Genomic DNA, 13132 nt, shown 5'->3' with positions numbered 1-13132 from the left:
TTTGACTCACTCATGGTTCGCGGTTTGATCAAATAAGGCATCAATGAAAGGCTTGGCGGCAAACGGTTGCAAATCCTCAATACCTTCACCTACACCAATAAAGCGTACAGGTAACCCCAAGCGTTTACTTAAGGCAAAGATAATCCCGCCTTTAGCTGTGCCATCCAACTTCGTAAGAGCAAGCCCTGTCACGCCGGTTGCCTCATGAAAAGTTTGTGCCTGATTCAACGCATTCTGGCCAGTGCCCGCATCTAAGACCAACAAAACCTCATGTGGTGCAGTATCATCAAGCTTTGCCATGACACGCTTCACCTTAGCCAACTCCTCCATAAGGTTACTCTTGTTATGTAAACGACCTGCAGTATCGGCAATAACCACATCCACACCACGGGATTTGGCAGAAGAAATGGCATCGAAAATAACAGATGCACTATCAGCCCCTGTGTGCTGAGCAACTACAGGAACACTGTTTCGATCACCCCAAACCTGCAGCTGATCCACCGCTGCTGCGCGAAAAGTATCGCCAGCTGCGAGCATTACACTCTTGCCTTGGGATTGAAAACGTTTTGCCAATTTACCAATGGTGGTGGTCTTACCCACACCGTTTACGCCCACCACCAACAGTACGTATGGCGATTTACTCTTATCCAATTCCAAAGGCGCTTCTACCGGTTCCAACATGCCTGACAGCAATTCTTTCAATGCCGCATACAAAGCATCACCGTCTTTGAGTTGGTTTCTTGCCACACGATCGGTCAACTCATCAATAATTTCGGTCGTTGCCTCCAACCCAACATCTGCGGTGAGCAATTGAGTTTCCAGCTCTTCAAGCAACTCGTCATCGATTTCCTTCTTGCCCAATAATAAATTGGCAAGGCCTGCGCTCAACTGACTGCTGGTACGGGATAACCCACGTTTAATGCGTTCAAAAAAACCCACTTTTTTGGGCTTTTCTTTAACGGCTTCGACCAACTCCCTCTCAACAGAGAGCGCTTCATTCACAGGGGGCGGTTCAACGGGTGTGATCTCTTCTTCGAGAGAGCCTTCGGTAACAATCACCTCATCCGTCGATATCGGGCTCTGTTCACTCGCTTGAGTTTGCGGTGCAGACTCTTCGGGTTTCTTTTTCTTACGTCTGAAAAACATCTATTAATTACTCACCACTGGAGAACTTCATGAAAAGTGGGCAGACTGCGCTCTTATTTATCCGGCTCCGAAATTGCCGCTTAACCGTCATGTGACCTCCTAGCGTAAAGGAAACAACCCGTCAGCTAAGGCGCAAATTATGTATTTAAACGGAATAATGGAAGATAGGGCGCAGAGTTTCAGTATCTAAGGTGGGGTATCGTACCATCATTGACGCGAGCCATCACCGCCAGAATACGATTCAACATCGTAGCGATTTTATACCCACACCCATTGAGGAAAAACTCAGTATCGTGTCAAGAAAGCCTTCAAGTAAATTCTCCTCGCAAAAGTCGGGAGTAAAGAAAAACACCAACACCCTTCAAGTATCACAAACGTTACGGGTGATTGGCGGTCAATGGCGAAGCCGAAAGCTGCCCTTCCCTTCTATAGAAGGGCTTCGCCCAACCGGTGACCGAATGCGAGAAACATTGTTTAACTGGCTTCAAATAGATATTCATCAAGCTAACTGTTTGGATTTGTTTGCAGGGTCCGGTGCGCTAGGGCTAGAAGCGTTATCCCGAGGCGCGAGACATTGCACGTTTGTGGATAACCACCCGGTTGCGATTCAACAGCTACGAGAAAACCTGACTAAACTTGATTGCAACAACGCAACTGTACTGAACGAAGATGCTCTGGGGTATCTACGTATGTTTCAACAAACCCCTCCTGAAGAATCCATAGATATTCTCTTTATTGACCCCCCTTTTGCCGCCGAACTTTGGGACGAAACTCTATTACTCCTAGAAAAGTCCCATGGTTTAAGCCAAGGCGCTGCGATTTACATTGAAGCCCCCATTAATGCCCACTTTTCTGTACCCAACTCTTGGTCCCTGCATAGACATAAACGTTCTGGCAATGTCTGTTGCTACCTTTACTACTTAACCTAACTCTTCAACAACACATAAAGAGTCATACCTAAGGCCATCACAGGGAAAGTAGCAAGTGTAACCATACGTTTCATGCCATTTAACGTATTATATTTTGTGAACCACTCCGGTCTTGATACCATATATAACGCCGAAGTTAAGCTGTCATAGAGAATCGTTATAAATCTTATATCTCTCGCTTAAAGGCGAAAAAGATGAATAAAACAACTACTGTTCTTGTTTTTAGAATGCTTGTCTTAGGGGAAGAAGAATGAAAAAAGTGGTTTATCCGGGCACATTCGACCCGATTACCAACGGACACATCGATTTGGTAGAACGCGCTTGCCGACTGTTTGACCATGTTGTATTGGCTATCGCAGCCAGCACACGGAAAAACCCACTGTTTTCTCTAACAGAGCGCGTTGAACAAGCAACACAAGTCTTATCCCATTTGGACAACGTTGAGGTGATTGGGTTTGACATTCTTCTCGCCGATCTTGTGAAAGAGCAAAATGCCAATGGTGTATTACGAGGATTGCGAGCCGTATCTGACTTCGAATACGAATTCCAGCTGGCCAATATGAATCGCGCTCTTTCACCTCAAATGGAAAGTTTATTTCTCACCCCTGCCGAGCACTTGAGTTACATTTCGTCATCATTGGTACGAGAAATCGCATCACTTGGCGGCGATGTCCATAAATTTGTTCCCCCTCTAATCGTTGAGAGCCTCAAAAAGAAGTTTTCTCAAGACTAATTTCGCTCGTTAGATCTGGCAGCGTGTACAATACACCGTTGAGCGCTGCCCTAACCGCACTTCCTTCAGTGGTTTGTCACACGTTTTGCAAGGCTCTCCCGCACGCCCATAGACCAATAACTGCTGTTTAAAATAACCCGGCTTACCATCACCTCCCACAAAATCCCTTAGCGTCGTTCCCCCTTGATCGATAGAGCGCTGTAATATCTTTTTTATCTGAGGAATCAACCGTTCACATTGTGCATAAGTTACCCGGCCTGCAGCTTTGGTGGGCTTGATACCCGCTGCGAAGAGCGCTTCATTAGCATAAATATTGCCGACCCCCACAACCACTTTGCTGTCCATCAAGAAAGTTTTAATCGCTTGTGTACGCTTTCGGCACATGGAAAAGAGGTAATCCACATCAAAGCAATCGGTGAGCGGCTCCGGGCCAAGGTGGGCAATCAATTCATGTGTGAAAGGATCATCTTCTGTCCAAAGCAATGCACCAAAACGACGGGGGTCGTTAAACCGCAGTAAACTGCCATTTTTAAATTGAACGTCAATATGATCATGCTTAGCCGGTGCCTCATTATTGCGAATAATACGCATCGAGCCAGACATGCCCAAATGCCAAAGAGCAGTGCCTACATCAAACCCCATCAATAGGTATTTTCCTCGGCGCGCAAGGGACCTGACCACTTGCCCCTTTAGCCGATCTGGTAATTCAGCAGGAATTGGCCACCGAAGGCTAGGGTTTCTCACAATCACATCAACAATATGCTCCCCCACAACATGAGGAGCGATACCACGTCGAGTCGTTTCAACTTCTGGGAGTTCAGGCATAACGATTTCTTACTGACTATTTCTGATTCTTACTGTCTGTATTTTCAACTCTTGTTGTTAACTGCACATCGCTTCTATCATACCCAAAACACCATCAGAAACCCCCTACACATTTGGCATGAAACAATGTGGATAACTTTTAAACTCTTGTGCTCGATTCAAGCAAAAAGAGAACTTATCACCAAGCAAGTAAAATAGCTGAAGGAAATCAGAAACATCAACGATAAGAACCTAAACAAGAAGAAATTGAGGCGTATGTGAAAATTGAGTGACTAAAATAAGGTGATTTTGAGAGGAAACTCTTAATCAGATAATAAAATGTGAGTGTTTTTCAGAAAAAAGATCAAAAATAAGACAAAAAGAACTCACAGGCATTATTGCGAATGGTCACTATTATTAACAGACAATAGGCGCATAGTACTTTCTAAACCATGACCCAGGAAGTTAACAACAGACTTACACACAAGAGAACACCACCGAAACCTGTGGATAAGCGTGGGGAAAATTTTAGAATAACTAATAAAAGAGTGGATACATCAGAAGGAAGAACTAAAAATAAGCCCAATGAAAAATCGCTGGGCTTATTCTTGGATAACTTGACTCACTGAAGAATCAAGATATGAAAATCATCCAATAAGAAAGTAAAGACCTATTTGATCTTACCTTCTTTGTACATCACGTGCTTACGAGCAACTGGATCGTACTTTTTGATTTCCATTTTTTCTGGCATGGTACGTTTGTTTTTGGTCGTCGTGTAGAAGTGACCAGTACCAGCACTTGAGTTCAAACGAATTTTATCACGCATGATTTAGCTTCCTTTAAAGACTTAAATTAAACCTTCTCGCCACGAGCGCGCATATCAACCAACACCTGATCGATGCCTTTTTTATCGATGATACGCATACCTTTGGTGGAAACACGAAGCTTCACAAAACGCTTTTCGCCTTCTACCCAAAAACGGTGAGTGTGCAAGTTTGGCAAAAAACGGCGCTTAGTGTGGTTTTTTGCGTGAGATACATTGTTACCGGTTACTGGACGCTTACCAGTAACTTGACATACCTTAGACATTTTATTGCCTCTTTCAATTTTGGTGCCAATTTCTGTGCCAGGAAACGGCGATACGACTCAAAGAGCCTGCTTAATAACCATGTTTCAAAAACACTATGGAGTGCGACCTGCTGGATTTTCGTGGAAGTCGTACCCAGAAATCAGTACCCGTCGCTAAAGAGCGGCGTTTTATACCAGAAGCGTTTATCAATATCAACTTTACGTTGATTTTTTGGGCAACATTTTTACTTTATCAAATCCCTCTGTCTTCTGTATCAACCCCCCGACTTCATCAACCCACTCTGCTTTACAACCATCCTCGTTCTGAAAAAGATACGCCGTCTGCGTTACCAATAACAAAATGATCGAGTAGGCGAATCTCGACCAACGCCAACGCCTCATTCAAGCGCTCAGTCATTACTTTGTCATCCCGGCTAGGCTCAGGATCACCGGAGGGATGGTTATGGGCAATGATGACGCTGCTGGCGTTGTGCTGCAAACTGGCCTTCACTACTTCACGTGCGTAAATTCGAGCACCGTCAATAGTGCCTTGAAACAGCTCCTCATACGCGAGCATTCTAAGTTGAGCGTCTAAAAAGATAACCGCAAAAATCTCTCGATCGCGATCTTGGAGGTGTGACATTAAAAAGCGCTTTACCACTATAGGGTTAGTGAAAGCGTCCGCCTGAGTCAGCGATTCGGCCAAATGCCGACGTGATAACTCCAGTACAGCTTGAAGTTGAGCGTACTTTGCACTCCCCAGTCCATGTGCTTGGCAAAAACTTGACTGATCGGCCGAGAGTAACGTTCGCACGCCTCCAAATTGAGTAAGTAAATCGCGAGCCAAGTCCACCGCCGATTTACCTTTGCAACCCGTCCGCAAAAAGATAGCCAGTAATTCTGCATCCGACAGTGCACTAGGGCCACGTTGCAATAACTTTTCTCGCGGTCGTTCACCTTCAGGCCAATGACAAATTGCCATCACATCCTCCTTGATTCGATTGAAACTTAAACACCCAGTGTCGAATAAGAAACAATAACTGTTCTCATGCGATTTATTCTCATGGGCTAACGCAATGCACTGAGGATTTTAACGACAAGATTGAATGACCATTGGCACCGATTCACAAATTTCATTTATTCAATAAAGGTTGTAAGCCACAATATAACTTAATCTTAATGTTTCCTCTGATACGATCACCTTCAACTTAAGACCGTACCTTATGACCGACCAATCCACTCCTCTAAGCACACTTCATGACAAAAACATCGTTGTCGGCATTACCGGCGGTATTGCTGCGTACAAGAGCGCCGACCTAGTTCGAAAGCTCAAGGGAGAAGGAGCCAACGTTCAAGTTGTAATGACAAAGGCTGCAATGGAATTTATTACTCCACTGACCATGCAAGCGGTCTCAGGTAATACCGTACACACCACATTACTCGACCCAGACGCCGAAGCCGGAATGGGGCACATAGAACTGGCTCGCTGGGCCGACCTTGTTCTCATTGCACCTGCCAGTGCAGACACTATTGCCCGGCTCACCGTCGGTATGGCCGATGATTTATTATCGACAATCGTGCTCGCCACCCGATCTCCCATCGCCATTGCACCAGCCATGAATCAAGCCATGTGGTCACACCCAGCCACGCAGAGCAATATACAAACCCTAGAAGCCCGTAGCATCTCTATCTTTGGCCCAGGAAAAGGAGAGCAAGCCTGTGGCGATGTGGGCTACGGAAGAATGCTTGAACCCTTAGAATTGGTCGATTTATGCGTTGAACACTGCTCTTCTTATTCAACCAATGCAGACACCATCAACCGACTAAACGGAAAACGGGTAGTGATCACCGCAGGCCCCACACGGGAAGCGATTGACCCAGTGCGATATCTCAGCAATGAAAGTTCTGGGAAAATGGGGTATGCCCTAGCGGCAGCCGCTGCAATATGTGGCGCGGAGGTGACGTTGATTTCCGGCCCCACTCAGCTTACTCCCCCTCAAAATGTCTCTCGAATCAATGTCATCAGTGCGACTGACATGCACGAAGCAGCAATGGCTTACGCTGAAAAAGCGGACATTTTTATTGGCGCCGCTGCCGTAGCCGACTTTAGGCCTGAACACGTGGCCTCCACCAAACTCAAAAAGAAAATCGGCGAAGAAGCCATGGTCATTAAGCTGATTAAAAATCCCGACATTATCGCAAATGTTGCCGCTCTTACTCCCAAACCGTTCACTGTGGGTTTTGCGGCGGAAACGAATAATGTTGACCAATACGCACGAGATAAGCTCACCAGAAAACATCTGGATATGATCATTGCCAATGATGTGTCACGATCCGAAATCGGGTTTAACAGTGAGCACAATGAAGTGACGGTTTTTAGCGAGTATGACGAAATCCATTTTCCCCACCAAAGCAAGGATCGATTAGCAAAAGCCTTGATTCAAACGATTGCCAACGCGTTCCAATCAGCAATGGATCGATAGGACAGGGAAGGGCTCCTCATTTAGTGGTAATTATCCATAATTAAACACACATACCCGTTGTTTTCTGCCAAAATTCATCCAAAAGTGACGCTAAAATGAGTATGGTAAACTGCCCATTTTATATTTTTCTCAATTGCAATGATTAGCAAAACCTTGATCGGTGCCGATCTATTGTTATTAATACAGACCTTATTAACAGAGTTTGTCACTAATACTGTTCTGTTGTTATTTAGACGTTAAGGAACCTGACGTGCCGGCTAATAAACATAAGCGCGCTAAGTCATCACCAAAAGAAAAAAAAGTATCACCCATCAAGCCTGTTTTTCATGGCGCTCTCGCTGCAGCCATAGTCATTATTGCGGTGGTCAGCTACTTCAGCTACGACCACTTTAAACTGCAAGCCGAAGCCGCTAATATTCTAGAGCTCAGTAATATTCAAGCATCGCGACAGGCAGGAAAGTTATCGGCACAGCTCAATTCAATCCAAAAAGAACTACAAACCTTCTCACAACGACAAGGCCTCATTGATGCGGTTTCAAGCACTGAAACGGACCTTGAGATTTGGCGGTCAAGCCTACAAACCGCCTTTCGACAGGCCGTCAGTGTCGATGTCTTTCGAGAAAATAAAGCTGTCCTGCGTGATAATGACATTTCTCCTATCCGTTTCACCGAGCTAGACATGATCAACCGAGCTGAAAGCGGGCAAACACTGGCTCCGGAGGCCAGCAAGGTGGGTGATCAATGGGTGATTAACTTCGTCTCTGGTATTACCCCTCAAAGTGACGACAACAACTCCGTCAGAGCGGTAGGCACGATATTAATTCGATTACCCATCTCCATGCTGGCAGGTGTACTAGCAGAAATACCGCCAACCGAGGGAGAGACTCGACTGGTACAAAGTTATCGAAATACCAACTCCAATACATTATTGAGTGTCGGGCAAGGCCATGGACCTTCCGTCACCGCAAACCTCCCTGGCGAGATTTGGAAGATTGAATTTCAAGCCGGTATTGATATTAAGCGTCAAGCCAGCGTATTCCCGATTTTTTTGTACTTAGGGTTACTGGTTTTTGCCGGTATTACCTTAAGTGTGGCTTGGGTTTTTGGTCGCCGACTGCAAGAAAGCATGTCTTTCGATCCCAGCATTGGTGCTGTTTCGGTGCCTGGCTCCACCTCAAAAACCAGCACTGGCGGTGGACACCAAAATTACCCCATGAGCAGCGTCTTAGACGTGGATATCGCCGAAGAAGATGCCCAATTACTGAGCAGTGATCGCCAAGATCGAGCAGGCGCGGGTGGAGAGCAAGAACAAGAAGTCAAAGCCACCTTCGCCGCAGAAGCGTTTCGCGCTTACGATATTCGCGGGTTATCCCCCGAGCACGTTAATACTGAGCTGGCAAATACACTGGGTAAAGCCCTTGGTACACGAGTCTTGGAGGCGGGCTTCGATAATCTCTTTGTAGCCAAAGATGGCCGCATTACCAGCCCGGAACTATTCGAGTCTCTCACCGCTGGTGTGTTATCCACAGGCTGTGACGTCATCGATTTGGGCCTAGTACCATCGCCACTATTGTATTTCGCCATTGCCACCGACGAACAAATCAAATGCGGCGTTATCATCACCGCCAGCCATAATGGTGCCAATCACAACGGCTTTAAAATGACGCTGGACGGCAAACCACTGGCCGATGACGGCATTCAGTCCCTCAAACGCGATATGGAGCTGGGGAACTTCCAAACCGGACAAGGTGAAATGAGTTCCCGCGACATTACCGATGATTATATTGACGCCATTTTATCGGATGTGGCACTAATGGGCGTACTCAAGGTTGTCGTCGATGCCGGCAATGGCGCCACAGCCGACATAGCCCCTCAATTGTTGGAAGAATTAGGCTGTGAGGTCGTGCCTCTCAATTGTACGATTGATGGCAACTTCCCAAGTCACGAACCAGATCCGAGCAACCCTGAGAATTTGCAACAATTGATTAATGCGGTCAAAGAAGAAGAGGCCGACTTAGGCTTTGCCTTTGATGGCGATGGAGATCGTATTGCCGTTGTGACCGCATCTGGACAAATCATCTCTGCTGACAGGCTAATGATGCTCTTTGCCAAAGACATCGTATCTCGCAACCCAGGGGCTGACGTGATTTTCGATGTAAAATGCACTCGCCAGCTCAGCTCTTTGATCAGCAGCTACGGCGGCCGTCCCATCATGTGGAAAACTGGCCATGCCCATATTAAATCCAAAATGATCGAAACCGATGCATTACTGGGCGGGGAATACTCCGGCCATATTTTCATCAAAGATCGCTGGTACGGCTTTGACGATGGTATGTTCGCCGCCGCACGCTTACTTGAAATTATGAGCCTACGGGAGCAAGATCTGGACAGTATCTTTGAATCATTCCCTGCCTTGCCTGCTAGCCCGGAAATTCGAATCCCGGTCGCCGAAGAAGAAAAATTTGAAGTCATTGAGCGGCTGGTGGAATCCGGTGATTTCCAGAGTGGTAAATCCTCTACCATTGATGGACTGCGCGTTGAATTCGCCAAAGGCTGGGGACTCATCAGAGCCTCAAATACCGGCCCCGAACTCACTCTGCGTTTTGAAGGGGATTCTGAAGACGTGATTGATCAACTAAAAGCGCTCTTCAAACGGGAAATCGCCAAAGTAGCCAAAGACCTGACTCTGGACTTCTAACCCATGCCCCGCACAACCCAACCACTCAACCTCATTCAATCTTGCCCACTTGTTGTTCAATAGGACCTATCTTGCTATGTCACTGGACCGCTCTTCTGCTCTCAATATCGCCCAAGTGCTTACTGAAGCACTGCCATACATTCAGCGCTTCACGAACAAAACCATTGTCGTCAAATTTGGCGGTAATGCGATGATTGATGAGGCCCTCCAAAACAGCTTCGCACGGGATGTTGTCTTAATGAAGCTGGTGGGCATGAACCCCATAGTCGTCCATGGCGGCGGCCCACAAATTGGCCAACTACTGGAAAAATTGAATATCACGTCTGAATTCGTGGACGGTATGCGCGTCACCGACAGCGCCACCATGGATGTGGTCGAAATGGTGCTTGGCGCCAGTGTGAATAAACACATTGTTAACCTGATCAATCACAACGGTGGCCAAGCCATTGGTATTACCGGGAAAGACGGCCAACTGATTCGAGCTAAGAAAATGTCCGTGACCCGTAAAACTCCAGACATGAAAGCCACTGAAATTATTGATATTGGCCATGTAGGAGAGGTTCAATCCATCAACACCTCCGTGATTGAAATGTTGGTCAACAGTGACTTTATCCCTGTGATTGCACCTATCGGGGTCGGTAATGATGGCAGTGCCTACAACATTAATGCGGATCTCGTCGCTGGAAAAATTGCTGAAGTCGTTAAGGCAGAGAAACTAATGCTGCTCACCAATGTTTCTGGACTCCAAAACAAATCTGGCAGTGTCCTAACAGGACTATCCACACAGCAAGTCGATGCGCTTATTGAAGACGGGACTATTTACGGCGGTATGCTGCCTAAAATCCAATGCGCGCTCGATGCCGTGAAAGGTGGTGTCAATTCTGCTCACATTGTTGACGGACGTGTCAATCATGCCGTGTTACTAGAAATTTTCACCGATGCCGGGGTCGGCACCTTGATTACCAACAATCAAAATTTGACCTAACGACGTCGTAAATACCCATGGAATCAGTGAAAGCGACGAAAACCATTGCGTTAACCCACATCGTATTATTGAAGGCTGTCACATATATCGCTAGGATAGATTTGATGGCCATTAACATATAAGCGAAAGCTATAAGTAATGTCCATAGGCAAATTTTGCGCAATGGTTCGCCGTTATTTGACATCGAAACGCGTGCTCTACGACGTATGGCTTAGCAAGCTTAAGTAAGCCACACGATTACGCAGTCGCTCACCAACCTTTAATGAGTCGCTATGAGTAAAGCAGAGAACAAACTATCTCGCCGCGAAGAAATTCTGCAAGCGCTGGCCCACATGCTCGAAGTATCACCTGGAGCGAGAATCACCACTGCTGGCTTGGCCAAAGAAGTAGGCTTTTCTGAAGCTGCTCTTTATCGTCATTTTCCCAGCAAGTCCAAAATGTTCGAGGGGTTGATTGAGTTCATCGAAGAAACCGTTTTCACTCGAATTAACCTGATCATGGCTGATGAGCCTGGCGTTCGAGATCGTTGCGAAAAAATCTTATTGCTCTTACTCACCTTCACCGAGCGCAATCCGGGGATTACTCGTATCCTGACCGGTGATGCATTACAAGGAGAGAATGGCAGGCTTCACGATCGTGTCGTGCAATTTTTTGATCGCCTAGAAACTCAACTGAAACAAATCTTGAGAGAAGCGGAAGTGAGGGAAGGCGTTCGTCCGAGAATCACTGTCACAGCATCGGCTAATTTAATGATGTCTGCCGTGGAAGGGCGCATAGCGCAGTATGTTCGAAGCGAATTTAAAAAATTGCCTACCGAATACTGGTCTGACCAATGGCCATTGTTACTGAGTGGCATTTTTGGCGAAGTATTGGCTGAAGTCTAAGAGCTGGCAGAAACTGAAAATCGTCGCTTAACGGCCATTGCCCGCCGATACGGATACTGAGTTTCGGCGTTCCACAATCAGACGAAAACGCTCAATATCTTTATCGTATTGAGCTTCAACACGCTGATAATCTTCTTTACGAGCTTCGATTAAACGTTCCGCTGCAGATTTTTCTTCGTTGAAGTTTTTAATATTAATCAGCACCGCTTCAGGCACTTGGCGCCCTCTGCGCTCGAAGTCTGCCGCCTTGGATTGCTCACGAGCAATTTGAGCATCAAAACCACGAATGTTTCCTTTCAAAATCGCCACACTGGTGTCGATTTCTTTCAAACGACGCGCCTTAGCGGCCTCCACGTCCGAGACGGTACTGTAACGGCGCATCAGGTCTCGATCCCACTCATCTAGTTTGGCTTGTTCTGCCTTCAACTCCAATTGCTCATCGGTCAAGCTTGGCTCGATAACACGTATAACATCGCCATGACTGTTAATGACCTCATAGCCATTTTGCACATATTCCGGCGGCACCGTATGGTTAATCACTTTTACACCTTCATTGTTAGTGTAACGGTACATAACACCGGACTGTGCCCAAGTCGCACTGGCAGCACCAAACTGGCCCACGATAACCATAAACAGTACGTATACACCCCAAAAACGTCGCAAGCTATTCAATACGACCTCAACTTGAAGGGTGAATTTGTTCGCAGGAAGAGCCACCATATTTGCTCTACTACCTCACTCCATAATTATCTCGATACGCACGTACACGCCCTAACATATCATCTTGATCTAAAGACGATTCATTTACGGACTGCTGTTCCAAAAACGTAATGATGTCATTCAATTCAATAATACTAATGACAGGGATACCATAATCCCGCTCCACTTCCTGTATGGCACTTAAGGCACCCTTACCCCGTTCCTGGCGGTTTAGACCAATTAAAACCGCCGCAGGTTCAGCCCCTGCCTGACGAATAATCTCAACCACTTCACGAACAGCCGTTCCCGCCGTGATGACATCATCGATGATTAGCACTTTTCCCTGCAAAGGTGCCCCTACTAAAGTGCCTCCCTCTCCATGGCCTTTTGCTTCTTTACGGTTGAAGCAATACGGCAAATCCATATCATGATGATCAGCCAATGCTACTGCCGTAGTGGACGCCAAAGGGATACCTTTATAAGCGGGACCGAAAATCATATCTATCGATAAGTTAGCATCTTGTAATGCGGCAGCGTAATAGCGCCCCAATTCAGCTAAAGCCGCGCCGGTTTGAAACTTGCCTGCATTAAAAAAGTAAGGGCTAACCCGACCGGACTTTAACGTAAACTCACCGAAGCATAGTGCACCGTGGTTTAAGGCCAACTGAATGAAGTCTTTTTGGTATTGCTGCATCTGAGTCTC

13 protein-coding genes are annotated in these 13132 nt (G+C 46.4%); 6 read left to right on the top strand and 7 right to left on the bottom strand.

Annotated features, from left to right (window positions below; genetic code table 11):
• Positions 1–6: 6 nt before the first annotated feature.
• Positions 7–1146: a signal recognition particle-docking protein FtsY gene (gene ftsY / locus LU351_RS04360; protein ID WP_232592833.1), complete on the bottom strand. Its 1140-nt coding sequence runs from the start codon at positions 1144–1146 to the stop codon at positions 7–9.
• Between the two features lie 191 nt (positions 1147–1337).
• Here ftsY and rsmD point away from each other — a divergent pair, with 191 nt between their 5' ends.
• Together rsmD and coaD are read left to right on the top strand one after the other, a co-directional pair.
• Positions 1338–2075, top strand: a complete 738-nt coding sequence (gene rsmD, locus LU351_RS04355; protein WP_232592832.1) for a 16S rRNA (guanine(966)-N(2))-methyltransferase RsmD — start codon at positions 1338–1340, stop codon at positions 2073–2075.
• Positions 2076–2325: 250 nt separating this feature from the next.
• The gene (gene coaD, locus LU351_RS04350) at positions 2326–2808 is read left to right on the top strand and encodes a pantetheine-phosphate adenylyltransferase (RefSeq protein WP_232592831.1); all 483 of its coding nucleotides are present in this window, start codon (positions 2326–2328) and stop codon (positions 2806–2808) included.
• A 9-nt stretch (positions 2809–2817) separates the two neighbouring features.
• Here coaD and mutM read toward each other — a convergent pair whose 3' ends face one another.
• The 4 genes from mutM to radC all read right to left on the bottom strand — a co-directional run bounded on the left by mutM (position 2818) and on the right by radC (position 5662).
• Positions 2818–3633, bottom strand: coding sequence for a bifunctional DNA-formamidopyrimidine glycosylase/DNA-(apurinic or apyrimidinic site) lyase (gene mutM, locus LU351_RS04345; protein ID WP_232592830.1), 816 nt, complete (start codon positions 3631–3633; stop codon positions 2818–2820).
• A gap of 649 nt (positions 3634–4282) precedes the next feature.
• Complete coding sequence (gene rpmG / locus LU351_RS04340) at positions 4283–4438, bottom strand: 50S ribosomal protein L33 (RefSeq protein ID WP_232592829.1); 156 nt, start codon at positions 4436–4438, stop codon at positions 4283–4285.
• Positions 4439–4464: 26 nt separating this feature from the next.
• Positions 4465–4701 (bottom strand): 50S ribosomal protein L28, encoded by a 237-nt coding sequence (gene rpmB / locus LU351_RS04335; RefSeq protein WP_232592828.1) that lies wholly within the window; start codon positions 4699–4701, stop codon positions 4465–4467.
• A gap of 286 nt (positions 4702–4987) precedes the next feature.
• Positions 4988–5662, bottom strand: coding sequence for a RadC family protein (gene radC / locus LU351_RS04330; RefSeq protein ID WP_232592827.1), 675 nt, complete (start codon positions 5660–5662; stop codon positions 4988–4990).
• 241 nt (positions 5663–5903) lie between these two features.
• On the opposite strand from radC, the gene coaBC reads away from it, so the two are divergent.
• The 4 genes from coaBC (at position 5904) to slmA (ending at position 11730) form a co-directional block, all read left to right on the top strand.
• Positions 5904–7163 (top strand): bifunctional phosphopantothenoylcysteine decarboxylase/phosphopantothenate--cysteine ligase CoaBC, encoded by a 1260-nt coding sequence (gene coaBC, locus LU351_RS04325; RefSeq protein ID WP_232592826.1) that lies wholly within the window; start codon positions 5904–5906, stop codon positions 7161–7163.
• A gap of 250 nt (positions 7164–7413) precedes the next feature.
• On the top strand, positions 7414–9861 hold the full coding sequence (locus LU351_RS20875) for a phosphomannomutase/phosphoglucomutase (RefSeq protein WP_232592825.1): 2448 nt from the start codon (positions 7414–7416) through the stop codon (positions 9859–9861).
• A gap of 76 nt (positions 9862–9937) precedes the next feature.
• The gene (argB, locus tag LU351_RS04315) at positions 9938–10846 is read left to right on the top strand and encodes an acetylglutamate kinase (RefSeq protein ID WP_232592824.1); all 909 of its coding nucleotides are present in this window, start codon (positions 9938–9940) and stop codon (positions 10844–10846) included.
• A 272-nt stretch (positions 10847–11118) separates the two neighbouring features.
• The gene (gene slmA, locus LU351_RS04310) at positions 11119–11730 is read left to right on the top strand and encodes a nucleoid occlusion factor SlmA (RefSeq protein ID WP_232592823.1); all 612 of its coding nucleotides are present in this window, start codon (positions 11119–11121) and stop codon (positions 11728–11730) included.
• A gap of 27 nt (positions 11731–11757) precedes the next feature.
• On the opposite strand, the gene LU351_RS04305 is transcribed toward slmA, so the two are convergent.
• Both LU351_RS04305 and pyrE read right to left on the bottom strand, forming a co-directional pair.
• The gene (locus LU351_RS04305) at positions 11758–12450 is read right to left on the bottom strand and encodes a hypothetical protein (RefSeq protein WP_232592822.1); all 693 of its coding nucleotides are present in this window, start codon (positions 12448–12450) and stop codon (positions 11758–11760) included.
• Between the two features lie 10 nt (positions 12451–12460).
• A complete protein-coding gene (gene pyrE / locus LU351_RS04300) occupies positions 12461–13123 on the bottom strand; it encodes an orotate phosphoribosyltransferase (protein ID WP_232592821.1) in 663 nt (220 codons plus the stop codon).
• Positions 13124–13132: the final 9 nt, after the last annotated feature.

It is taken from the genome of Marinibactrum halimedae (assembly GCF_021234875.1).
GTDB classification, from domain to species: Bacteria; Pseudomonadota; Gammaproteobacteria; order Pseudomonadales; family Cellvibrionaceae; genus Marinibactrum; species Marinibactrum halimedae.
Note: the sequence above shows the minus strand (reverse complement) of the source record. Positions and strands in the feature narration are given on the sequence as shown.